The sequence below is a fragment of the Arenimonas aestuarii genome (assembly GCF_054781715.1).
This window is the reverse complement of the sequence record NZ_BAAGTW010000006.1, coordinates 66,481-91,106: the sequence shown is the minus strand read 5'-3', so window position 1 is coordinate 91,106 and position 24,626 is coordinate 66,481. Positions and strand designations below refer to the sequence as shown.

The 24,626-nt window shown below is 69.3% G+C and carries 15 protein-coding genes; 10 read left to right on the top strand and 5 right to left on the bottom strand.

Translation table 11 applies throughout. From position 1 onward, the window contains the following. The first annotated feature begins 13 nt into the window (after positions 1–13). On the top strand, positions 14–724 hold the full coding sequence (locus ACYVJH_RS10050; RefSeq protein ID WP_460454511.1) for a DUF4377 domain-containing protein: 711 nt from the start codon (positions 14–16) through the stop codon (positions 722–724). Positions 725–731: 7 nt separating this feature from the next. On the opposite strand, the gene ACYVJH_RS10045 is transcribed toward ACYVJH_RS10050, so the two are convergent. The 3 genes from ACYVJH_RS10045 to ACYVJH_RS10035 are packed head-to-tail and all read right to left on the bottom strand — an operon-like array spanning position 732 to position 3,603. Next, on the bottom strand, positions 732–2,210 hold the full coding sequence (locus ACYVJH_RS10045; RefSeq protein WP_460454510.1) for an ArnT family glycosyltransferase: 1,479 nt from the start codon (positions 2,208–2,210) through the stop codon (positions 732–734). Beyond that, positions 2,211–2,639 carry a ketosteroid isomerase-related protein gene (locus ACYVJH_RS10040; protein WP_460454509.1) on the bottom strand — a complete coding sequence of 143 codons (429 nt, stop codon included), beginning with the start codon at positions 2,637–2,639 and terminating at the stop codon, positions 2,211–2,213. It lies immediately after the preceding gene. 13 nt (positions 2,640–2,652) lie between these two features. Next, the gene (locus ACYVJH_RS10035; RefSeq protein ID WP_460454508.1) at positions 2,653–3,603 is read right to left on the bottom strand and encodes a pyridoxal-phosphate dependent enzyme; all 951 of its coding nucleotides are present in this window, start codon (positions 3,601–3,603) and stop codon (positions 2,653–2,655) included. A 67-nt stretch (positions 3,604–3,670) separates the two neighbouring features. Between ACYVJH_RS10035 and pepN the strand changes: the two genes are divergently transcribed. From pepN to ACYVJH_RS09995, 8 genes are all read left to right on the top strand, one after another. After that, positions 3,671–6,280 (top strand): aminopeptidase N, encoded by a 2,610-nt coding sequence (gene pepN / locus ACYVJH_RS10030; RefSeq protein WP_460454507.1) that lies wholly within the window; start codon positions 3,671–3,673, stop codon positions 6,278–6,280. 94 nt (positions 6,281–6,374) lie between these two features. Beyond that, on the top strand, positions 6,375–7,391 hold the full coding sequence (locus tag ACYVJH_RS10025; protein ID WP_460454506.1) for a hypothetical protein: 1,017 nt from the start codon (positions 6,375–6,377) through the stop codon (positions 7,389–7,391). A 431-nt stretch (positions 7,392–7,822) separates the two neighbouring features. Beyond that, positions 7,823–9,700, top strand: coding sequence for a tRNA uridine-5-carboxymethylaminomethyl(34) synthesis enzyme MnmG (gene mnmG, locus ACYVJH_RS10020; RefSeq protein ID WP_460454505.1), 1,878 nt, complete (start codon positions 7,823–7,825; stop codon positions 9,698–9,700). Between the two features lie 17 nt (positions 9,701–9,717). Then, the gene (locus ACYVJH_RS10015; RefSeq protein WP_460454504.1) at positions 9,718–10,302 is read left to right on the top strand and encodes a DUF2062 domain-containing protein; all 585 of its coding nucleotides are present in this window, start codon (positions 9,718–9,720) and stop codon (positions 10,300–10,302) included. Between the two features lie 9 nt (positions 10,303–10,311). Continuing rightward, entirely contained in the window at positions 10,312–11,514 is a 1,203-nt protein-coding gene (locus ACYVJH_RS10010) for a hypothetical protein (protein ID WP_460454503.1), read from the top strand. Positions 11,515–11,660: 146 nt separating this feature from the next. Further along, the gene (locus ACYVJH_RS10005) at positions 11,661–13,481 is read left to right on the top strand and encodes an autotransporter domain-containing protein (protein WP_460454502.1); all 1,821 of its coding nucleotides are present in this window, start codon (positions 11,661–11,663) and stop codon (positions 13,479–13,481) included. A 154-nt stretch (positions 13,482–13,635) separates the two neighbouring features. Then, a complete protein-coding gene (locus ACYVJH_RS10000) occupies positions 13,636–15,483 on the top strand; it encodes an ABC transporter ATP-binding protein (RefSeq protein ID WP_460454501.1) in 1,848 nt (615 codons plus the stop codon). Positions 15,484–15,622: 139 nt separating this feature from the next. After that, the gene (locus tag ACYVJH_RS09995; protein WP_460454500.1) at positions 15,623–16,402 is read left to right on the top strand and encodes a hypothetical protein; all 780 of its coding nucleotides are present in this window, start codon (positions 15,623–15,625) and stop codon (positions 16,400–16,402) included. A gap of 156 nt (positions 16,403–16,558) precedes the next feature. Here the strand turns inward: ACYVJH_RS09995 and ACYVJH_RS09990 are convergent, their stop codons facing one another. Both ACYVJH_RS09990 and ACYVJH_RS09985 read right to left on the bottom strand, forming a co-directional pair. Next, complete coding sequence (locus ACYVJH_RS09990) at positions 16,559–20,299, bottom strand: translocation/assembly module TamB domain-containing protein (protein WP_460454499.1); 3,741 nt, start codon at positions 20,297–20,299, stop codon at positions 16,559–16,561. After that, positions 20,296–22,083 carry an autotransporter assembly complex protein TamA gene (locus tag ACYVJH_RS09985; RefSeq protein ID WP_460454498.1) on the bottom strand — a complete coding sequence of 596 codons (1,788 nt, stop codon included), beginning with the start codon at positions 22,081–22,083 and terminating at the stop codon, positions 20,296–20,298. The genes ACYVJH_RS09990 and ACYVJH_RS09985 overlap by 4 nt, the downstream gene beginning before the upstream one ends. Before the next feature lie 151 nt (positions 22,084–22,234). On the opposite strand from ACYVJH_RS09985, the gene ACYVJH_RS09980 reads away from it, so the two are divergent. After that, complete coding sequence (locus ACYVJH_RS09980; RefSeq protein WP_460454497.1) at positions 22,235–24,601, top strand: TonB-dependent receptor; 2,367 nt, start codon at positions 22,235–22,237, stop codon at positions 24,599–24,601. Positions 24,602–24,626: the final 25 nt, after the last annotated feature.

Sequence of the window (24,626 nt, the reverse complement as noted above, 5' to 3'; positions counted from 1 at the left end):
TTGGAGATCCGACATGCGCCATTTCCGCCTGCCTGCGCTTGCCGTGGCCATCGTCCTCACACTCGCCGCCTGCATGGCGCCCACCAGCCGGGAGGTCCGCGCCGTGGACGACGAACCGCTGCTCGACAAGGATTGGCGCCTGGTGGCCGCGCCCGACGGCCGGAACCTGCCCACCCAGGGCGCGGGCGCGGCGATGCTGCGTTTTTCAGCGGCACGGTTTTCCATGACCGGGCCCTGCAACACCCACGGCGGCAGCTGGTCGCGCAACGGCGACCAGGTGAAGCTGGGCGGCGAAGAGGGGATCTTCAGCACCAAGCGCGGCTGCCCGGGCGAATTGATGAAGCGCGAATCGGAGCTGCTGGGCGCCCTTGCCCAGCCGCTGCGCGCTGAATTCAGCGGCACCCAGCTGCGCCTGGTGTCGGCCGACGGCACGCGCTGGACCTTCGACAGCCAGGACGTGCCCACCAGTGCGGGCCGCGAGCGCATCGTGCTGGTGTCGGGTGAACGCAAGCCCTGCAGCGGCGTCGGCGCCATGCAGTGCCTGCAGGTGCGCACCGAGCCTGGCGCGCCCTGGCAGAACTACTTCGGCGAGATCGAAGGTTTCAGCTGGCAGCAGGGCATCGACTACGTGCTGCGCATCCGCGAATACACCGTCGCCAACCCGCCCGCCGACGGCAGCTCGCGCCGCTGGGTGCTCGAGGAAGTGCTGGACCGCAGCCGCTGAGTCCGGCCTACCGCGCCACCCGGAAGATGACCCGGCCTTCGTAGGGTTCGCCCAAGGGGATGAGCTGGAAGCCCAGGGGCGCGGCGCGTTCGACCAGCGCCGGGAACATCGCCTGCTTGGTTACCCAGACAGCGTCTTCGCGTTCGAGCAGTTCATCGGCGAAGCTTGAGTCGAACTCGGCGCCGTAGGGCGCGCGAGGGCGGGGCTCCAGCGAAACCTTCTCGACCGCAGCGCCCATGTGCAGATGCAGGCCGTAGCGCGCCATGTCCTCGACGAAAACGACTTCCTCCACCCGGTGGTCGACCCGCGAAGAAAGCGCCTCGGCCCAGCGGCCGGCGTCCTTGTTCGTGGGCCAAAGCGCACTGGCAAGGCGCAAGCCGAGCAGAACGAACACCCAGACCGCAAGCCAGCGCGCGCGCGGCAGCGACCGCCCCTCGGCCTGCCACTGTCGTGCTACCAGCACCGCCATCGGCAGGAACAGCGGCAGCAGGTAGAGCGGCAGCCGCGAGCGCGCCAGGCAGAAGACCAGCAGCGGCGCCAGCAGCCATAGCCACAGCGCCAGCAACGGTGCTTCCTGCTGGCGGGTCGCGGCGTCACGCCAGCTCTTGAGCCGGCGCGTCGCGGCACGCAGCGCACGCCAGGCAACGGCCGTCCAGGGCAGGGAGCCAAGCGCCAGCGTCGGTCCGTAAACCAGCAGCCAGCCATACCACTCGGGATTGCGATGCAGTTTGTCGCTGGCGATGCGCGCCACCAGTTCGGTGCCCAGGAAATAGGCCAACAGGCCTTCATGCCGCAGCACCACCACCAGATACCAGGGCAGGGCCAGCAGCGCGAACAGCAGGGCCCCCGCCCACCAGGCCCGGCTCCCGCGCCGGTCGCCGGCGGGCGCAAGCCACATCATCGCCACCACGGCGAGCAGTGGCAGCAGCGCCGGCGGCCCCTTGGTCATGAAAGCGGCCGCGAAACCCACCCACATCAGCAACAGCCATCGTCCGGCGTGCGCACGCGGACCAAAACGCGATTCGACCCAGGCCCACATCGCCAGGCCCTGGAACGCGGCGAGCACAAAATCGGTGGTGATCAGGTTGGCCGCGCCGAAGGGCAGCAGCATGGTCGCGTACGCCAGGGCTGCCACGTGTTCGCTGCCTGGCTGCAGCCGACGGGCCAGTCGCCAGGCCAGCCAGGTACAGGCCAGGAAGGCCAGGGCCGCCGGCAGCCGCGCCGCCCACGGCTGCGCCCCGAAGGTCGCGATGCTGGCGGCGATGGCCCAGTAGGTCACCGGCGGTTTGGTCCAGTGCCCGGATTCGTGATGCCGGGAGAGGTCGACGAAATTGCCGCTGTCGAGCATGGTCAGCGCGACGTTGGTGTAACGGCCTTCGTCGGGATCCCAGATGGCGCGCGCGCCCATCAGCCCGAAGGCAAGCACGAGCGCCACGACCAGGATGCGGAATCCCGGGGAGGAAAAGACGGTGCGAAGCCCGGACACCTAGCTCGAGACCTGTGCGACCCAGTCTTCGAGGTTGTAGTAGTTGCTGACGCGGGCGATCAGGCCGTCGCGCACGTCGAAGAAGGCGCCGCCGGGCAGCGTGTACTTCTGGCCGCTGGCGGCGGGCAGGCCGTCATCGGTGGCGAGGTATTCGCCGTGCACGGTGTACTCGGCGGCGGCGCGGTCGCCGGCCTGGTTGGCCATCACGACGATGTCGCGCAGTTGTTCCCGGTAGCAGCGCTCCATGCGTCCCAGGAATTCGCTGAAGGCGGCCTTGCCGGTTTCGCGCGCACCCTGGTTGATGTCGTGGGCGACGTCGTCGGTGAGCAGGTCGAGCATGGCGGCCGCGTCGCCGCGGTTGAAAGCGGCGTAATAGGCCAGCACGAGTTCGATGGCGCGGTCGGACAGGCGGGTGCCGTCGACGATCATGGCATTCCTCGGTTCACCAGGGCAGGGCGTCGAGATCGACGTTGCCTCCGGACAGGATAAGCCCCACGCGCTTGCCGGCGAAGTGCCCGGGGTATCGACGCACGGCCGCCAGCACGGTGGCCGAGGACGGTTCGATGACCTGCTTGAGCCGGGCCCAGGCCTCGCGCATGGCCGCCAGCACTTCGGCATCGGACACCAGCAGCACGGTGACGCCGTGCTCGCGCAGCAAGGCCAGGTTGGGCGTGCCCAGGGTGGCGCGCAGGCCGTCGCAGATCGTGTCGGGCACCAGGTCGGTGACATGCCGGCCCTGGCGCAGGGATTCGAAGGCGTCGGCGGCGCCTTCGGGCTCGGCCGCGAACACGGCCAGCCCGGTCTGGCAGGCGGCGGCGGCGATCGCGGTGCCGCCGGCCAGGCCACCGCCGCCCAGCGGAACGACCAGCGCATCCAAGGGGCCGGTATCGGCCAGCAGCTCCAGCGCCGCCGTGCCCTGGCCGGCGATCACGTGGGCATCGGCGTAGGGGTGCACGAGCGTGGCGCCGGTGTCGGCCTGCAGGCGGTGGGTGGTGGCCTCGCGCGCGGCCAGCGTCGGTGCGCAGCGATGGATCATGGCGCCCTGCCGCCTGATGTTGTCCAGCTTCGACGCCACCGCGCCTTCGGGCACCACCACGTGGGCGGGGATGCCGCGCACGCGCGCGGCCATGGCCAGCGCGGCGCCGTGGTTGCCGGAGGAGTGGGTGAGCACGCCGCGAACGGCGGCATCGGCGTCCAAGGCCATCACCGCATTGCAGGCACCGCGGAACTTGAAGGCGCCGACGTGCTGCAGGTGTTCGGCCTTGAACAGCAGGGTGGCGCCGGCCCAGCGGTCGAGCTCGGCCGAATGCAGCACCGGCGTGCGCACCGCGTGCGGTGCGATGCGCGCGGCGGCGGCCAGCACGTCGTCGAATACGGGAGTCGGGTTCGGCATTGGCAGGGCTTCAGTGAGCACGTGCTAGCCTAGCAAAAGTCAGTAAACCCCCCGGATCTTCCGCCTTATGAACCAGCCACGAGGCGATGGCCACGTCCATCTCGCCGACTACATCGCGCCTGCCTGGCGCATCCCCCAGGCCGAGCTCCAGTTCGAGCTCGATCCCGCCGCCACCATCGTGTTGTCGCGGCTTTGCCTGTCCCCGGACCCGGCCCGGCCCGGGCAGCCGCTGGAGCTGGACGGCGAAGGCCTGGAACTGCTCGACATCACCCTCGACGGCCAGCCGCTGGCGCCGGACCGCTATGACTACGACGGCCACCGCCTGGTGGTGGCCGGCCTGTCCGGTGACTGCGAGCTGGCGACCCGCGTGCGCATCCACCCGGCCGGGAACACCCGGCTCGAAGGCCTGTACCGCAGCGGCGACCTGCTGCTGACCCAGTGCGAGGCCCAGGGCTTCCGCCGCATCACCTTCATGGCCGACCGGCCCGACGTGATGCCGCGCTGGCGCATCGTGCTGCGCGCCAACCGCGACGCCTTCCCGGTACTGCTGGCCAACGGCAATCCCCTGTCCAGCCGGGACCTGGGCGACGGCCGCCACGAGGCCAGCTGGGAAAACCCGCATCCGACGCCGGCTTACCTGTTCGCCATCGCCGCGGGCCCACTGGAGCGGGTCAGCCAGCGCCTGAAAACGGCGGAAGGCCGCGACGTGGAGATCAACGTCTGGGCCGAACCCGGTGACGTCGCACGCTGCAAGTACGCGCTGGGCGCGGTCGAACGCGCGCTGCGCTGGGACGAAGAACGTTTCGGCCGCTGCTACGACCTGGACGTGTTCAACGTCGTCGCCGCCCAGGACTTCACCATGGGTGCAATGGAAAACAAGGGCCTGAACATCTTCAACGCCCGCTACATCCTGGCCGACGAGAGCACCGCCACGGACGCCGACTTCCTGGCGATCGAGTCGGTGGTGGCGCACGAATACCTGCACAACTGGTCGGGCAACCGGGTGACGCTGCGCGACTGGTTCCAGCTGTCGTTGAAGGAAGGACTCACCGTCTTCCGCGACACCGAGTTCAGCTCCGACCTGCACTCGCGGGCGCTCAAGCGCATCGAAGTAGTGCGCCTGCTGCGCGGCCGGCAGTTCGCCGAGGACGCCGGCGCGCTGGCGCATCCGGTGCGGCCGGCCCGCTACAAGGAAATCAGCAACTTCTACACGCTGACCATCTACGAGAAGGGCGCCGAGATCATCCGCGTGCTGCACACGCTGGTTGGGGAAGAAGCCTTCCGCGCCGGCATGGACCGCTACTTCGCCGACAACGATGGCAGGGCGGCGACGCTGGAAGACTTCATGTCTGCGCATGCCGCCGCCAGCGGCCGCGACCTGTCCGCCTTCGCGCGCTGGTATGCGCAGGCGGGCACGCCGGAAGTCGCGATCAGCGCCGACTTCAACCCGGCCACGGGCGACTACACGCTCACCGTCGACCAGCACACCCCGCCGACCCCGGGCCAGCCGGACAAGCAGCCCCTGGTCATTCCCCTGCGCTACGTGCTGTTCGACGCCGACGGGGCCGTCGTCGGGCAAGCGCCTGAGTCCGACGCCGTCGTGCGCGACGGCCTGGTCGAACTCACCGACGCCCGCCACGTGCTGCGCTGGCGCGGCCTGGACGGTCAGCCGATTCCGGCCTTCAACCAGGGGTTTGGCGCACCGGTGAAGCTGCGCTTCGACCAGGACGTGGACGACCTTGCCCGCCTGGCCCGGCTCGAGCGCGACCCCTTCAACCGTTGGGACCTGCTGCAGCGCCTGGCCACCGAGGCCCTGCTGGCGCGGCCACACGCCGAGGCCGCCACCGGCGCGCTGTCGGACGCCCTGGCCGACCTGCTCTCGGACCCCGATGCCGACCCGGCCTTCGTCGCCGAGTGCCTGGTGCTGCCCGACTTCGACACCTTGGCCGAACAGGTCGACGAGGTGGACGTGCAGGCCCTGGTGGCCCGCCGCGAAGAGCTGCTCGACCGCCTGGCCGAGGACCAGGTCGAGCGCCTGCAGCTACGTTATGAAGCGCTGGCCACCGCTGCGCGTGACGGCCTGTCTGGCAAGGCCATGTCGGCGCGCGCGCTGCGCAATGCCTGCCTGGCCTGGCTGACGCGGCTCGACCCCGAGGCGCGCCTGGCGCAGGCGCAGTTCGACGCCGGCGGCAGCATGACCGAACGCATCGCCGCGCTGCGCTGCCTGCTGCATTTCCAGGCGCCCGGCGCCGAAGCGGCGCTGGCCCGATTCCGGGACAGCCACGCCGGCGACCCCCTGGTCACCGACAAGTGGATCGGCCTGGTCGCCACGCGTCCGCATCCCGACGCCCTGGACGACGTCCAGGCCCTGATGGCCTCGCCCTGGTGGAAACCCGCCAACCCCAACCGCGTTCGCGCCCTGGTCGGCAGCTTCGCGCGCCTGAACCCGCTTGCCTTCCATCGGCGCGACGGTGCCGGCTACCGGCTGCTTGCGGCGCAGGTGGCCACGCTCGACGGCGTGAACCCCCAGGTTGCGGCACGGCTGCTGGGTGCCTTCGAAAGCTGGCACCGCTGGGCCCAACCCCAGCGCGGGCAGGCAAAGTCCGCGCTCGGCTCGCTCCAGGGCCAGCTGGCTTCGCCGGACAGCCGCGACTTTCTCGAACGTTTGCTGGCCTGATCCGGTGGCGGCCTGCCGCCGGTGAAGGCCCGGTGAGTTAAGGGGGTATTCACCCCCCGGCGCCAAGACTGCCGACATGACTGGGGGAAACGCCATGAAACGCCTGCTGATGCTGCTTGTCCCGCTGGTCGCGCTTACCGGCTGCGCGACCTATGGCGACGGTTATTACCGCGACCGGACGGTGTACCGGGACGGCGGCTATTACTACCCGGCATACGAAGGCGACGGCGACTACTACTACGGCGCCGACGACGGCTACGACTACGACTACCGGTACGGCAGCGGCATCGGCTATGGCTACGGTTACGGCTATTCGCCCTTCTGGGGCCTGGACCGCTACCGCTGCCGCAGCTACTACGGCTGCGTGCCCAGCTGGGGCGGCTATTACCCCTACCACTACTCGCCGGGCTGGAGCTTTTCGGTCGGCAACACCTGGGGCTGGAACAACTGGGGCTGGTATGGCGGCTACCACTGGCACGACCGGCCGCGTTATCGCGACACGAACCCGCGGCCGGACTACCCGTACTACGGCAACGAAGACAACTACGACCGTTGGCCGCGCCCGATGCCCAAGCCGCGTCCGGCCTACGCCCCGTCCAACCGGATCCCGGCCAGCGCCGGGCGGCCTGGCAACACGGTGACGCCGGCCCCGCGCCGCCCGGCTGTCGGCGGCGAACGTAGCCGCGACCGGGGCGAGCCGCTGCCGCGCAGCAACCGGAAGCCGGCCGTGCGTCCAGGCACCAGCCCGCCGCTGCGTGCCTACGGTGGCGAGCCGGCCGCGCCGCCGACGGCGCGCCGGGCGACCCTGCCGGTCCAACCGGCACCTGCCCGGGCCGGTGGCGCGCGGATGCGTTATCCGGAGCCCGTGCGTGCACAGCCCCGCCAGCCGGTCAGCCGGCCGGCGCCGGTCGTGCGCCAGTCGCAGGGTGCGCGCTACGTAGGCCCCGCCCCGCAGGCGCGCCCCGCCCCGCAGGCCCGGCCCGCGCCCATGCCCCGTGCCCAGCCTGCGGCGAAACCGGCACCGCGCCAGGCGCCGCCGGCGCCCCGGCCGGCCCCGCGGCCACAAGTGAGACGCACGTCACAAAACAGCACATCCGACGACGAAGCCTAGGCCCGGAGCGGTCCGACGGCATTGCGCCGCCCTTGGGTGCGGCGCATCCTACGGCCGCCGACTGACACTTTGCGTCAGGTTGTGACGCGGGTGCGGGTTCGACCCTCTGTTCGGCGCCCGGCATCAGGTCCCCTGGATTCCCCCTGTTCCAAGACCCGCCGGGCGCCGACTTTAATCCCTGCAGCGCCGTGTGTTCGCCGGAGCGCTGGAAACAAGCCATAAAAAAAGGGCCTGGCGCTCCCCCCCGGGAGCGCCAGGCCCTGGCATCCCTACCGCGCGCCTGACCAGCCCCTGTTCAGTCTGGTCGACGCCCCCCGGCGTTGGCCGCGGCAGGTGCCTTGGAGTTAATGCAGAAAGCGTGCCAACCGGCCGGCGGATGCACCGCTGCCGGCGACGGCGGATAATCGCCGGCCTCGATCGGATCCCGACCCATGCTCAGTTATGAAGTGATCGTCATTGGCGGCGGCCACGCCGGCACCGAAGCGGCCCTGGCGGCCGCGCGGGCCGGTGCGCGCACGTTGCTGCTGACCCACAGCATCGAGACGGTCGGGCAGATGAGCTGCAACCCGGCCATCGGCGGCATCGGCAAGGGCCACCTGGTGCGCGAGATCGACGCCTTGGGCGGCGCCATGGCCCGCGCCGCCGACCAGGCCGGCATCCAGTGGCGCACGCTCAATGCCAGCAAGGGCCCGGCCGTGCGCGCCACCCGCGCCCAGGCCGACCGCGCGCTGTACAAGGCGGCGATCCGGCGCCTGGTGGAAAACCAGCCGAACCTGACGCTGTTCCAGGCCGCGGTGGACGACCTGGTGATCGAAGCCGGGCAGGTGCGCGGCGCCATTACCCAGTCCGGCCTGCGCTTCGAGGCACCGGCCGTGGTGCTGACCGCCGGCACCTTCCTGGCTGGCCGCATCCACGTCGGGCTGCGCAACCATCCCGGCGGCCGCGCCGGCGAGGCGCCGGCCACCACGCTGGCCCAGCGCCTGCGCGAAGGCCCCTTCGTGGTCGACCGGCTCAAGACCGGCACGCCACCGCGCATCGACGGCCGCAGCCTCGATTATTCGGTGATGACCGAACAGCCCGGCGACGACCCACGCCCCGTTTTTTCCTTCCTGGGCAGCGTGCACGAGCATCCGCGGCAGGTGTCGTGTTTCATCACGCACACCAACGAACGCACCCACGAAGTCATCCGCGGTGGCCTGGACCGCTCGCCGATGTACGCCGGCGAGATCGAAGGCGTGGGCCCGCGTTATTGCCCCAGCATCGAGGACAAGGTGGTGCGCTTCGCCGACAAGGCCTCGCACCAGGTGTTCGTCGAGCCCGAGGGCCTGGACACCCACGAGATCTATCCCAACGGCATTTCCACCTCGCTGCCCTTCGAAGTGCAGCTTGAGCTGGTGCGCTCGATGCGCGGCTTCGAAAACGCCGTGATCACCCGTCCGGGTTATGCCATCGAGTACGACTACTTCGACCCGCGCGGCCTGAAGGCTTCGCTGGAAACCAAGGCGGTGGCCGGCCTGTTCTTCGCCGGCCAGATCAACGGCACCACCGGCTACGAGGAAGCCGCGGCCCAGGGGCTGCTGGCCGGCCTCAACGCCGCGCGCCGGGTGCAGCAGCGCGAGGCCTGGTCGCCGCGTCGCGACCAGGCTTATCTGGGCGTGCTGGTCGACGACCTGGTGACGCACGGCACCACCGAGCCCTACCGCATGTTCACCAGCCGCGCCGAGTACCGGCTGCTGCTGCGCGAGGACAATGCCGACGCGCGCCTGACGCCCATCGGCCACGAGCTCGGCCTGGTCGATCAAGCGCGCTTCACCGCCTACAGCCGAAAGGCCGAGGCCGTGGCCAACGAAGCCGCGCGTCTGAAGGCCATCTGGGCCACGCCCGGCGGCGCCCTGGCCGGCGAGCTCGAGGCCGTCACCGGCGTCGTGCTGAGCCGCGAGTGCACGGCGCTCGACCTGATGAAACGCCCGGAGCTCGACTACGCCGCGCTTCGCCGCCTGCCTTCGCTGGGGGCGGGCGTCGACGACCCGGCGGTGGCCGAACAGGTCGAGATCGGCGTCAAGTACGCCGGGTACCTGGACCGCCAGGCCGAAGAAATCGAACGCCAGCGCCGGCACGAAGACACCGCCATCCCCGATGACTTCGACTACGCCGGCCTGCCCGGCCTGTCGGCCGAGCTGCAGGGCAAGCTGGCCGGCGTCCGTCCGGAAACCATCGGCCAGGCCCAGCGCATTCCCGGCATGACGCCGGCGGCGATCTCGCTGCTGCTGGTGCAGCTCGCCCGGCGCAAGGGTCGTCGCGTCGCCTGAGGCGGCGTGGCCCTTCCATGCCCGTTCGTTCGCATCCGCTGCACCGGCGCTGGCTGGCGCGCCGCCGTCGCCTGCGCCGCTGGCTGCGGCCGCTGCCGCGCCGCGCCAACGTCGCCCGATACCCGGTCATCAAGTGGTTCGCGCAAGCGGCCCGCAAACGCCCCTACCTGTGGTCGTTCAAGCGCCAGCACGTAATGGTGTCCCTGTACACGGGCGCGGTGGTGGCGCTGATGCCGGTGTATGGGCTGCAGTTGGCCATCGGCCTGGCGCTGGCGATCTGGCTGCGCGGCAACCTCACGGTGATGGCGGCCCTGCAGATGGTCACCAACCCGCTGACCATGGGTCCCATCTATTACGCCACCCACCGCCTGGGTGCCTGGCTGATCGGCCTGACCGGCTACGGCGAGGGCGCCAGCGCGGTCGGTACCCATATCAATGCGCTGGTGGTGGGCGGGGTGGTCGGCGGGCTGGCGTTCGCGCTCCTGCTGGACCTGGGCTGGCGCCTGCTGGCCTGGGAATCACGGCGTTTCCGCGCCCAGCTGGCGGCGCTGCATGAACACTTCGGCTACCGCCACGGTGACGGTGACGCCCCGGGCAGTTAGATTGGCGCCATGAAAATACCCGCCACCGCCTTGTTGTTGTTCGCCCTGCCGCTGCAGGCCGCCACCGTCACCGATTGGCCGCTGCCGGCGCCCGACGGATCCGCCCAGCCCAACCTGTCCCTGGCGCCCGATGGCGACCTGGTGCTGAGCTGGATCGAACGTCGCGACGGCGGTGGCCACCGCCTGGCCTACGGACGCTTCACCGGCGAAGGCAAGTGGCAGCCGAGCCGTGTCGCCGCCGAGGGCAAGGACTGGTTCGTGAACTGGGCCGACTTCCCCGCGCTACAGGTGCTGGACGACGGCAGCCTCTGGGCGCACGTGCTGGTGAAGAACGGCGACGCGCCTTACGCCTATGACGTCCGCCTGCAGGCGTCGCTGGACGGCGGCAAGACCTGGAAACAGATGCCGGCCGTGCACGACGACGGCACGCCCACCGAACACGGCTTCGCCACGCTCTGGCCCCAGCCCGGCGGCGGGCTGGGCATCGCCTGGCTCGACGGCCGCCACACCGGCGGCGGTGGCCACGGTGACCACGCGGGTCCCGGCGGCGCCATGACCCTGCGCGCCGCGGTCTTCGACGCCAAGGGCAAGCGGGCCGAGAGCGAGCTCGACGCCAGCACCTGCGACTGCTGCCAGACCGACAGCGCCCGGGTCGGCGACACCGTGCTGCTGGCCTACCGAGACCGCGCCGAAGGCGAGATCCGCGACATCGCCGTCGCCCGCTTCGCGGACGGCCGCTGGCAGGCGCCGGCCATCGTGCACGCCGACCAATGGATGATGCCGGCCTGCCCCGTCAACGGCCCGGCCATCGATGCCCGCGGCGAGCAGGCCTGGGTGGCCTGGTACACCGCCGCGGGCGGCACGCCGTCGCTGCGGCTGGCGCGTTCGGGCGACGGCGGCCGCCGCTTTGATCCGCCGCTGACCCTGCGCGAGGGGGGCACCGTGCAGGGCCGGGTGGACGTGGCCGCGGACGGCGAGGGCGTCTGGACGGCCTGGATCGAGGAAACCTCCGGCCGGCAGTCCCTGTGGCTGGCCCGCCATGACCACGCCCTGGCGAAGGAGTCGCTGCGCGTGAAGGTGGCCGACCTGGCCGGCCGCGGCCGCGGCACCGGCTTCCCGCGCCTGAAGCTGCGCGACGGCCAGGCCTGGCTGGCCTGGACCGAAATCGTGGACGGCAGCCCGCGCCTGCGCGGGGCCCGGATCACGCCCTGACCCTACCCGGTGGTATGGATGGGGCCTTTGCATTAATGTGGCGGGCAGCGGCTCAAGGGAGGGCGCACGTACCGGTTTCACCGGTGCTGCGAAGGAGACCCTGGGCACGTGGCCATCAACAAGTCCAGTTTTCCAAGGAGTCTCACATGCCCCGTTCCCACAAACTCGCTGGTGCGCTCGCACTCGCGCTCGGTTGCACCGGCGCCGCACAGGCTCAGGAGTTCACCGGTTTCTACGTCTTCGGCGACAGCCTCAGCGACTCGGGCAACATCGCCCAGTTCAGCGGCCTGCCCGCGGGCAACAGCTTCACCACCAACCCGGATCCGGTCGCGGCCGAGATCATCGCCGCGTACTTCGGCCAGTCCGGCCTGAACTCGCTGTCGGGCGGTCCGAACTTCGCCTGGGGCGGCGCCTGCGTCAACGCGGCCGGTCCCTGCCTCAACCCGGTTCCGAACATCGCGACCCAGGTCAGCCAGTACCTGTCGCTGACCGGCGGCGTGGCCGACCCGAACGCGCTCTACAGCATCTGGGGCGGCGCCAACGACATCTTCGCCACGCTCACGCTGGACCCGGCCAACGCCCAGGCCAACACGGTTGCCGCCGCCACTGCCTACGTGCAGCAGATAGGCCGACTGCAGGCCGCCGGCGCCAACTACGTCATCGTCTACAACCTGCCCAACCTCGGCGCCACGCCGCAGTTCGGGGGCACGCCGAACGCCTCGGCGGTGTCGCAGATCACGGTGGTCTACAACAGCGCGCTCAACGCCGGCCTGGCCCAGCTGGGCGACGGCATCATCCCGATCAACACCTTCGGCCTGATCAGCGAAATCGTCGCCGACCCGAGCCGCTTCGGCTTCCAGAACGTCACCGGCACCGCCTGCAACCCGCCGAGCTCGATCGCCTGCGGCCCGAACGGCTCCGGCCTGCCGGCCGGCTACGCGCCGGGCACGAACGAAACCTGGCTGTTCGCCGACGGCGTGCACCCGACCGGCGCCGCCCACGCGATGCTGGCCAACGTGGTGCTTTCCACCATCGCCGCCCCGGTGCAGTTCTCCATGGCCGGCGAAGCCGGCGTGCAGGTGAATGAAAACCACGTGCGCGCGATCAACGACGAAATGCTGTCGGACTTCCAGCTCAAGCGTGAAACCGGCTCCGTGCGCGCTTACGCGACCGTGCAGTACGGCCAGCAGGACTTCGACGCCAGCGCCGCGGTGCCGGGCGCCGAGGCCGACGTGCTGAGCCTGTCGGTTGGTGCCAACCATCGCATCACCGACAACGCCTACTGGGGCTTCGGCATCACCCTGGGCAACCACGACAACGACACCGGCATGGGCAACCTCGACGGCCGCGCAGTCATCGGTTCCCTGCACGGCACGCTGACCTTCGGCGGCGGCGGTTACGTGCACGGCGCGGTCAGCGGCGGCAGCACCTCGATCGACGTCAGCCGCGGCATCGTGCTGGGCCCGTCGGTGCGCCAGGAAGAAGGCTCCACCAACGCCTCGCTGTTCGGCGCCGAGCTGGGCCTGGGCTGGCTGTTCGAGACGGGCAGCATGCAGCACGGCCCGTTCGTGGGCGCTTCGTGGGTGCAGCAGGAAGTCGACGGCTTCGCCGAAGACAGCGGCAGCGCCACGTCGATGAACTACTCGTCCTTCGACCGCGACTCCATGGTCACCCGCATCGGCTACCAGCTGATGGGCAATGCCGGCAGCATCCGTCCGTTCCTGCGCGTCGCGCACAACCAGGAATCCGAAGACGACCAGCTGTTCGTCAATGCCGGCTCGAACTCGATGCCGGGCCGCTTCACCATGCCGGGCTTCACCCCGTCGGAAGACTGGATCAGCGCCGACCTCGGCCTGAACTGGCAGGTCAACGACAACATGACCGCGTTCTTCGCCTACAGCGGCCGTTTCAACGACGACCAGCAGGAACGCAACAGCGGCAGCCTGGGCCTGCGCATCAACTTCTGATTCGCACGCTTCCGGTTGCACGAAGAAGGCCGCCCACCCGGGCGGCCTTTTTCATTCTCGCCACTCGCTGCCGAGCCCTGGTTGCATCGATGCTGGCCTGCCCCAATGATGGTGGCTCCACATCCCGCCGGATGTCCGATCGCAGGTATCGAGCTTGGCCCATCACGGTCCAGGAACCACGTCCGAGAACAGTGACTTCACCCGCAGCTTCTTCGGCGTGTTCCGCTTCAGTGGGCGGGCGCTGGCCCTGGTGTGGAGCACCAGTCGCGGGCTGACGCTCTGGCTGGGGCTGCTGACCCTGGTCGGCGGGCTGCTGCCGGCGGGCATCGCCTACGTCGGTGCGCTGATCATCGATGCGGTCGTGGTGGCCAGCCGCGCCGCCACGGCGGGCGAGGCGGTGGCGATGGCGCCGGTGTTCTGGCTGATCGCGCTCGAAGCCGTGCTGGTGATGGCCCTGGCCGGCGCACAGCGCGGCATTTCGTTGTGCCAGTCGCTGCTGCGGGCGCAGCTGGGCCAGCGCGTGAACGTGATGATCCTGGAGAAGGCGCTGACCCTGCAGCTGGCGCACTTCGAGGATTCAGAGTTCTACGACAAGCTCACCCGCGCCAGGCGCGAGGCCTCCAGCCGGCCGCTGTCACTGGTGACGCGCACCTTCGGCCTGGCCCAGAACGGCATTTCGCTGGTCAGCTACGGCGTGCTGCTGGCGCAGTTCTCGCCGTGGGCCGTGGCCGTTCTTCTGCTCGCGGGCCTGCCCGCCTTCCTGGCCGAGACCAAGTTCTCCGGCGATGCCTTCCGTCTGTTTCGCTGGCGCTCGCCGGAAACACGCATGCAGATGTACCTGGAGACGGTGCTGGCGCGCGAGGACCATGCCAAGGAGGTCAAGCTCTACGGACTGGGCCCGCTGCTGCTTGAGCGCTACCGGAACATCTTCCATACGCTCTATCGCGAAGACCGCCAGCTGGCGATCCGTCGCGACGGCTGGGGTTTCGTACTCGGCCTGGTCGGCACCCTGACCCTGTATGCCGCCTACGGCTGGATCGCGCTCACCGCGGTGGTCGGCCGCATCACGCTGGGCCAGATGACGATGTACCTGATGCTGTTCCGCCAGGGGCAATCGGCGGTGGCGGCGAGTCTCTCGGCGATTGGCGGCATGTACGAAGACAACCTTTACCTGTCCACTCTCTACGACTACCTCGACACGCCCGTGCCGGCATCGACGGGCACGGCGCAGCGGGGGCCGGACCCCGATGACGGCATCCGCTTCGAGAACGTCTCCTTCACCTATCCCGGCGGCGAGGCACCAGCGCTGCAGGCCATCGACCTGCACATCCGGCCCGGGGAATCACTGGCCCTGGTCGGCCAGAATGGTTCCGGCAAGACCACGCTGATCAAGCTGCTCACGCGCCTGTACGACCCGGACGAGGGGCGGATCCTGCTTGACGGCTGCGACCTGCGCGAATGGGACGATGCCACCCTGCGCGAGCGGGTCGGGGTGATCTTCCAGGACTTCGCCCGTTACCAGATGCGCGTGGGCGAGAACGTCGGCGTTGGCGACGTCGAGCATTTCGAGGACCGCCTACGCTGGCAGGAAGCCGCCGACATGGGCATGGCCACGCCCTTCATCGAAGCCCTGCCCAGCGGCTTCGATACGCAGTTGGGGAAGTGGTTCCGCGACGGCCGCGAACTGTCCGGAGGGCAGTGGCAGAAAATCGCCCTTGCCCGCGCCTTCATGCGTTCGGGCGCCGACATCCTGGTGCTGGACGAGCCGACCGCGGCGATGGACGCGGAAGCGGAAGCCTCGATCTTCGAGCACTTCCGCAAGCTGACCACGAACCGCATCGCCATCCTGATCTCGCATCGATTCTCCACCGTGCGCATGGCCGACCAGATCATCGTCATCCAGGACGGACGCATCATCGAGCGCGGCGACCACGAGACGCTGATGGCGCAGGACGGTCACTACGCACACCTATTCAAGCTGCAGGCACGGGGGTATCGCTGACTTACCGCATGTGCCGGGGACGGCGTTCGCTAGCTGCCAGGTTGTGCAGGGCGTCCGTTCTCGACCCAAAGCGGACAGTCGCTCAAGTCGCGACTGCCCATTTCTGAACATCACTAACTAAGCTACCAAGGGCCAACCAATGATCCGCCGACGTCTTTCAAAGCACCTAAAATCACAAAACTGGTTCGCGGTGGCGGTTGACTTTGTCATCGTCGTTGTCGGCGTTTTTATGGGCTTGCAGGTTCAGGATTGGAACGAAGCGCGCAAGGAGCGCATCGAGGAGAACGCCCTGCTCAGCCGCCTTCACGCGGAGACGGTGAAATTACTCGAGACACAGCGCGAAGAGCTGGTGAGTCTGAGTGAGCGTGCCGACATTCTGATGAGTGTCAATCCCGTACTGTTCTCCCAGGAGCCATTGCGCACCCTTTCCGACTTGGAGTGTCGTCATATTGTGGCCTCACACGTTTTTAGGCGGCCACCTGATGAACTGCCAGTTCTTGATGAGATGCTATCCACCGGACGGTTTGACGTGTTGCAGGATGAAGGCATCAAAGAGTTCCTGCGTAGCTACGTGATATTTCGCGGGCGTGCACGCGCTTACTATGATGAAGCTACCAACGAGCTATTTCGATTACACAGCCGGTTCCCAGGTCTGATCGCTATTGGTCGGGCGCCATTGGAAACCGGGACCGTTGACGCCTGGACCGCACTAAGCGGCGAAGGATTCCGCTGGAACCGTGCTTGTGACGTCGAAAAGATGCGAGCAAACCAAGCCTTTCTCAACGAGTATGTCGATAACCTGAGCCGAACCGGATCAATGATCCAGTTCACCGAACAGCGTCACGAACACTTGGAAGAACTTGAGTCCGCGCTATCCGCACACCTCGGCGTTCCAGCAGTCTCAAGATCACCGAAGTAGTTCCGTTCTGGACCTGAGCGGTCGTTTATGGCCGGAAGCGGGCATCCCCAAGACGAAAGTTGGGCGACGACGAAAACAGTCGGAACGAAGTCTCGTCGTCGGCGCGGGAGAGGATTCGCGCCTGAAGGCGCTCCTGCAAGTCCGCGGTGGGCGCGGTCAGCGCTCGGTGCGCCAGTTGAGCGAGGCGGCGGACTCGGTGCCCGACTCGATGGTGATGTCGAAGCCGCGGGTCAGCAGGTACTTGAGCGTGACCACCTGGCCGCGACCGACCAGCGAAATGCCGTAGCCCAGGAACAAGCGCGGCGACAGGTACTTGCCGACGGTGAAGGTGGCGCCGCCCAGGGCGCGGCTTTCTTCGACGCCGGCGCTGTCCAGGCCCAGGCCGTCGCCGATCTGCTGGGCCAGCAGGTTGCCGCCGACGCCCAGTGCCAGCGCCGAGGCTTCGAGCTGGCTCGATTCGTTCGAGCTGGTGGACTGCAGCGGCCGGCCGAAGACCAGCCAGCTCAGCGCTTCGCTGGTGTCCATGGCCGGCGTCGAAACGATGGTGGTGACCGGGCTCAGCGCCCGGCCGCGCACTTGCACGCCAACGGTGACTTCCCCGCGCCGGCGTTCGGCCAGGATGTCCAGCGTCGGGTTGTCGACCGGGCTGCCGCTGTAGGCCAGGCGCGCGCGCCTGATGTCCAGGTCCTGGCCGTAGGCGCGGTAGCGGCCACTGGCCTGCAGCGTGCCGGTGGCCAGGGCGGGGCGGCCCGGTGCCTGCCGGATGTCGAGCGCGCCGCTGAGCGCGCCGTCAAGGCCGAAACCGCGCAGGCGCACGTCGTCCGCCAGGGCCACGTGCACGGCCAGGTCGAGCACGGGGCCGGTGTCGCGCGGTACCTCGGCGTCCACCAGAACCACGTCGGGCGAGGGTTCGACGGCGCCGCCGTCGAGCGCTTCGAGATTGACGCGGGCGTGGGTGACTTCGATGCGGCCGCCCACGCGCAGGCGCTCGTCGCCCATCGCCACCACCAGGGCCGGGCTGGCCACCAGCTGCAGGTCGGGTGTATCGGAGAAAGTGACGCGGTCGCCGGTCAGCGCAAGCTCCAGCGGCTGTTCGCGCGCCAGGTTGAGCGAGCCGTTCACCTGCAGCACGCCTTCGCCGGACTGCACGCGGCCGCTGAGCACGGCGGTGCCGTCGGCGGCGCCCTGCAGGTCGAATTGCCCACCTTCCAGCGCCAGGCCCAGGGCTGGCAGTTCGGTGGCGAGCTCGCGCAGGGTCAGCAGGCCCTCGATGCGCGGCGCCGCGCGCGTGCCGGAAATGCGCATCTCGCCTTCCAGCCGGCCAGTGGGTTCTACGATGTCGGGTGACAGCAGTTCCAGCCAGGTCAGGTCCTGCATGCGCAGCGTCATCTGGCCCGACACCGCGGCTTCGTTGCCCGCGCCGGCGCGTAGCTCGGCCCGCAGCATGCCTTCGTCATTGAGTGCGGCGCCGGCACGGGCCGTAACCGCGCCGTTTTCGACCGTCGCGCTCACCTGCAACTCGCGATAGGCGAACAGGCTGCGACGCCCGGCGCTGGCCTCGGTGGCCAGGCCACCGGCGTCGCTGGCCAGGGTCAGCGTGCCGTTCCAGCCCTGCGCCTTCTTGCGGAACGCCGCATCCAGGCTCAGTTCGCCATCCAGTCGCAGCGGTACGCCGGTGTCGGGCAGCCAGGGCTGTGCCAGGGCCAGCGGGATGCCTTCGCCCTCGGCGCGCCACAGGCCGGGCTCCGCCTGCATGCACAGAAAGCCGTTGCCCTCGCCGGTGACGCAGGCGGGTTCAAGACGGAAGGCATTCTCGCTCCACGACCAGCGGGCCGGCTCGCGCAGGGCCAAGGCCGGCGCCCGTGGGGCGTCGAGCGAAAATTCGCGAAGCTCACCGCGACGACCGCGACCGTTGCCCTGCGCGGTGCCGGCCATCGCCAGCTGCAGGTCATTGCTGCGCGCCTGCAGGCGCAGGGCCATGTCGTCCTGGGTGCCATCGACGCGAAGGGTCAGCGACTGCAGGACGCGGTCGCCATAAGCGAAATCGGTGCCGTCCAGCACCAGGCTGCCGCCTTCGCCCGAGGCCGGAAGCTCACCGCGCAGGCTGCCCGCGCCGAGCTGCAGATCACCCCAGCGCAGTTTGCTCGCCTCGAGATCGGCCACCAGCCCCGGCGCGCCGCGCGGGCCTTGCACGCGCAGGGTGCCTTCGAGCTGGCCGGCGGCGTCTTTGGCCAGGTCGGCCAGCCGCAATGGCTGAAGCGAAAGGTCCAGCGCCAGCGTGGCACCGATGCGGCCTTTGGCGCTGATGCGGCTTTCGCCAAGCCGTGCGAGGGCGTCAAGCTGGCCGGATTCGCCCTGCCAGGCCAGCGTGGCCCGGCCGGCGATCGCGCGGCCGCGCAGGGTCCCGCGCAGGTCGTCCAGTGCGAGCTCACCCACCCAACCATTGTCGGCGTGGCGCAGGTCGGCGCGCAGGCCGCCGCTGATCGCGCCGGGATAGTCGGGCAGCAGGTAGCCCGGGTCCAGGCCGTCCAGGCGGGCGTCGAGTGTGATCGCCAGCTCCGGCTGCCAATCCACGCGGCCCTGGCCGGCAAGCTTGCCGCCGGGCGTGCGCATCACCAGTTCCTCAAGCTCCACGCCGGTCGTGTTGCCCAGGCCGGTGGCGCGAAGCGTGGCCTGTTCGCCCTCGCGCACCAGGGTGGCGTCCAGCGTTGCGCGCCAGTCATCGGGCAGCCCCTGCACCGACAGCGTGCCGGCGGCCTGCACCGCTGCACCGCCGTCGGCCGGGGCCCACTGCAGGTCCTGGGCGTTGGCGGTCAGCGCGATCGGCTGTTCGGCCAGCGGATCCCAGGCGCCTTGCACGGTAAGCTCGCCCACCGGCGTCAGCAGCCGGCCTTGTTCCAGCGCCAGGCCGGCGCCGGCGAAACGCGCCTGCAGGTCTTCCAGCGCCAGTTCGGTGTCGCCCTGGGTCAGTGCGATGCGGCCGCGGCCGGTGCGGCCTTCGCCCGCCAGCGTGAGTACGGCGTCGAGCGGCGCACTGTCGCTGGCGCCACCGAACCAGTGCGGCGCGATTTGATTGCCCTGCACATCCAGCGTCCAGGCCTGTCGCGACCGGCCGTCGTCAATGGCGGCTTCCAGGCTCCAGGGGCCGCCCGCGGTGCCGCTGGCTTCGGCCCGCATGCTGTCGACGTTGCCGCGCATCGAAAGCTGCACTTGCGCATCTTCTTGGCCCTCGGGCGCGACCAGGCGCAGCCGGCCGCCGAGCTCGGTGCGGAAACCATCGGCGGGCAGGTAATGGCCCTTCAGCAGGGCATCGCCCCAGTCACCCTTGCCGCTGAGCGTCGTGAAGCGCAGGCCGTCCTGCACGAAGGCAAGGTCCTCGGCGGCCAGGGTCGTCGCCGCGAACACCGGTTCGTCGCCGCGCGTGATGCGCAGGCCGGAAACGGCGGCGGTTTGCGCCGACAGCTCGAAGGGCAGGGGCAGGGTGGGCAGCAGCTCGGGCCAGGCGGTCCACGGCGTTGGCTCTTGGTCGGGCACGGGCGCCAGCCAGACGTGCACGGCGTCGGCTTCAAGCGCACGCAGCCGCAGGGCGCCGCTGAGCAGCGCGCCGGGGCGCGGCGAAAGCAGCAGGCGGTCGGCGCTGACCCGCACGCCGTCGCCCTGCCAGTGCACGCCATGCAGTACCAGGGTGCCGCCCAGCGTGCCTTCGGCCGATTCCCAGGACAGGGCGTCTTCGCCCAGGCGTGACTGCAGCCAGGAAAGCGTGGTGTCGCGGCCGCCGGCGCTGGCCAGCAGCCAGGCCAGGACCAGCGCCAATGCCGCGAGCAGCGCCAGCAGCGTCCACGCCGTGCGTCGCGGCCAGCGGCGGGCTTTGGCGACGGCAGCCGGCTTCGCGTTCACAGGTCCGGCCCGATGGTCAGGTGCAGGCGGATCGTGTCCTGCGCGTCATCGCCCAGCCCGTGTGCCAGGTCCAGCCGCACCGGCCCGACCGGCGAACGCCAGCGCACGCCGACGCCGACGCCCACCTGCATGTCGAAGGAGTCCGACTTGAAATCGTTGAAGGCGTCGCCGGCGTCCACGAACACCGCGCCGCCCCATTCACGAGTGAACATGCGCTCGAATTCAACGCTGGCGACGACAAGGTGCTTGCCGCCGATGATGTAGTCGCGATTGTCGAAGCCGACGAAATGTTCGCCGATGTCGCGATAGCCATAACCACGCACGCTCTGGTCGCCGCCGGCGTAAAAGCGCAGCAGCGGCGGGAAGTCGGCGAAGTCGTCGGTGAGGGTGGTGCCCAGTTCGGCGCGCAGCAGGATGCGATTGCGCCAGTCGAAGGACCGTACCCAGTTGGCTTCGGCGCGCGCCTGCAGGAAATCGATGTCCGAGCCGATGCCGGTATGGCCGCCGCGCAGCTCGATGTGCAGCGACTGGCCGCGGCGCGGATACAGCGGGTCGTCGGCCACGCGCCAGCTCGCGGCCAGCTGCGGATACACCAGCGTCGAATACGCCAGCGCGTTGCCGGTGGCCGGGTCGTCGAATCGTTCGCGGCGGAAGTGCAGTCCGGCCACCACGGTCCAGTCGCCCAGCTGGCCGCTGCGGCTGCCGACGACTTCGAGCACCTCCGAATCGATGAAGTCGATCGGGTCCTGGCGCAGGCTGGCGCTGGCGGTATACCAGCCATTGAGCCAGGCGAAGGCCGGGATGCGGTAGGCGACGTTGGCTTCGTTGCCACGCTGGGCAAGTTCGACGTTCGCCAGCAGCTTGTGCCCGCGGTCGTTGACCCAGCGCCGCTCCAGGCCACCGGTGACGCCGGCGCCCTTGTCGGTGGAATAACGCAGGCCGGCGCTGTAGATGCTGCGCTTGGCCGGCGTCAGCCGCACGTCCACGGGCACGGTGGTGCTGCCGTCCTCCGGCGGTTCGGCGCGCACGTCGATGCCGGCGAAATAATCCAGCGCCGCCAGGCGCTGCTGCAGGTCCACCACCAGGGACTGGTGGTAGGGCGTGCCCGGCTCCCAGTCCACCAGCTTCCCAAGCAGGTCGTCGCGGAAGGGGTGGCCGCTGAAGCGGGCTTCGCCCAGGCGATAACGTTCACCTGATTCCCAGGTCAGGAAGATGTCGGCCAGGCCCTCGCCGCGGTCCACTTCCACCCGGTGGATTTGCAGGCGGGCGTCGAAATAACCACGCTCGCGCAGCAGGGCATCGATCCTGGCCTTGGAGGCCTCGTACAGGTCATGGCGCAGGGGCTGGCCCTTGCGCGGCCGCAGCCAACGCAGTCGGCGGGTAATCGCCTCGTCGGCGCCGGCTTCGCCGGTCACCTGGATGTCGCGCTCGTCCACGCGCACTGGCTCGCCGGCCCGCACGGTGACGATGACGGTGACGGCCTCCCCGTCCCGGCGTACGTCGGTTTCGGCCTTGGTGTCGTAATAGCCGAAGGGTTCCAGGCCGCGGGCCACGTCGTCGGGCACCTGCCGCAGCAGGTAGTCGAGCTCGCCATCACCGAGGTCGGCACGCTGGCGGGCGTCGAGCGCCACCAGCGACAGGGCGGCGCGCACGTTGGCCTTCTCGGCCTCGTCGGCCAGGCCCCGTACTTCGACGCCGCGCAGTTCCAGGGCCGCCGCCGGAAGGGTGGGCAGCAGGGCCAGGCAAAAGGCGGCGAAAAGGCGGGGTGGGGGGAGGAATGCCATTCCCGGTCAGGATACCCGCTGCGTTGACGTAGCCCGGTGACGGGGGGCTTAAGGCGTGGCTGGGTTTGCATTCAAGATCGAAGCGAATGATAATGATTCGCATTAGCTAGCCGCTTCGGCCCAGCCATCAACGCCAACGCAGGACCGAAGCATGTCCCCCAAGACCCCGACCCCGGCGGCCCCCGTCGCCGTGCGCCCCTTTCTCCATCCCTCCCTGCTGTCGATCGCCGTCGCCGCTGCGCTCGGCGCCAGCCAGGCGGTCCTGGCCGACCCGGTGGCCGATGCCGGGATGGCGCCGGCGGGGACCGGCGTCGCGACCCAGCTCGAGGGCATCGAAGTCACCGGCGAGCGGGTCGACAAGCCATCCTCCCCCAAATATACCGAGGCCCTGGTCGACACCCCGCAGACGATCACCGTGGTCGACAAGGCCACGATGGACCAGCAGGGCCTGCTGAGCCTGCGCGACGTGCTGAGCACGCTTCCGGGCATCACCTTTGGTGCCGGCGAGGGCGGCGGTGGCTACGGAGACAGCATCAATCTGCGCGGTTTCAGCGCCAACGCCGACATCACCGCCGATGGCGTGCGCGACAGCGCCCAGTACACGCGCAGCGACAACTTCAACCTCGAGGCGCTGGAGCTGGTCAACGGCGCCAACTCGGCCCATTCCGGCGCCGGCTCGGTGGGCGGAAACATCAACCTGGTCAGCAAGACGGCGCAGCTGGAGACCTTCAGTGTGCTCAGCGTTGGTGCCGGTAGCGACGGATATGGCCGCATCACCGCCGACAGCAACCAGATGATCGGCGAACAGTCCGCGCTGCGCCTGAACGCGATGGTCCACCAGAACGATGTCCCGGGGCGCGAGTACGAAAAGTTCGAGCGTTGGGGCTTCGCGCCTTCGTTCGGGCTGGCGCTCGATTCCGACACCCGCTTCACCCTCAGCGCATACGTGCAGCGCGACGACAACGTGCCGCAGTACGGCGTGCCCTATTTCCCGGCTTACGGCGGCCTGCTGCCGGGGGCCGACGTCGAAGCCTATTACGGCTACCACAACGTCGACCGACAGGAGATCAGCAATCACAGCCTGACCGGCGTGTTCGAGCACGACTTCAATGATCGTGTCGGCCTGCGCAGCCTGTTGCGCCTGCAGCAGGTTGACCAGACCACCGTCGTAGATGCCGTGAAGGGCCAGTGGTGCCTGGACAGCGGCGTGGACCCGGCCACCGGCGCCGCCTGCGCCACGCCGGGCACCTACCAGCCCAGCGGACCGCGCGGCTACCGGCGCGACGCAGAAAATGGCCTGGCCGCCAGCCAGACCGACCTCACCGCACGTTTCACTACGGGCGCGGTCGAGCATGCGTTGGTGGCTGGCGTGGCTTTTACCCGCGAGAGCTTCGAGCTCGACAGCGGCAGCATGCTGCGCAATGAAGACGGCAGCCCGGTGCCATTGCCGGTGATGGACCTGTCGAACCCGGATTCGACCTGGGCCGGGCCGGTGAACTACTTCCGCACCGGCAAGGCGCGGGGCCGCATGAACAACCAGGCCGTCTACGTGTTCGACACGCTCAAGTTCGGCGAGCAATGGCGGCTCAACTTCGGCGCGCGCTACGAGCAAAACGAAAGCGCCAACACCACCTGGGCCATCAAGACCTACGACGCCACCCCGGGCGCCGACAACAGCGGCCTGGGCCAGGTGCTGTCGCAAAATCCGACGCTGCGCAATCAGGACAGCCTGTTTTCCTGGCGCACGGGCGTGGTCTACAAGCCGGCCGAAAACGGCAGCGTGTACCTGAACTACGCCAATGCGATGACACCGTCCACCGCGCTGGTCAGCCGTAGCTGCAGAGCCGAGACTTGCGGGGTTGATCCGGAAGAGTCGCGCATCATCGAGCTGGGCACCAAGTGGGACCTGCTAGACGGCCACCTTGCCCTGACTGCCGCGGTGTTCCGCAATGAACGCAGCCAGTACCGCGTGGCGGACTTCGATCCGGCCAACCCCACCGGCGAGCAGCAGCTCGACGGCCGGGCCCGCGTCGACGGCCTGGCGCTCGGTGTCGCCGGCCACATCACCCGCGACTGGTCGATCTTCGCCAATGCCACTTTCCTGGACAGTGAGATCCTGCAGTCGGTGTCCGATTACTGCCTGGCCAACCCGGGCCTCAACGGCTGCACCAACACCCCGGGCGATCCGGACCCGGACCGTGGCGCCCGCATCGACAACACCCCCGAGCGCGCTGCCAACCTGTGGACGACCTACGCCTTCGCGCCCGACTGGACCGCGGGTTACGGCGTCAACTACCAGGGCAGCTTCGACGGCGGCCGCGTCAACGGCGCGCCGGACGTGAAGGGTTACACCACGCACCGGGCAATGGTGGCCTGGCAGGTCAACGCGCAGCTGGCGCTGCAGCTCAATGCCAACAACCTTTTCAACAAGCAGTACTTCATCCGCGTGCGCAACAACGGCTGGGCGACCCCGGGCGAAGCGCGCTCGGTGGTGCTCTCGGCCAGCTACCAGTTCTAACGCCGTCCACGGCATGGCCTGCGCC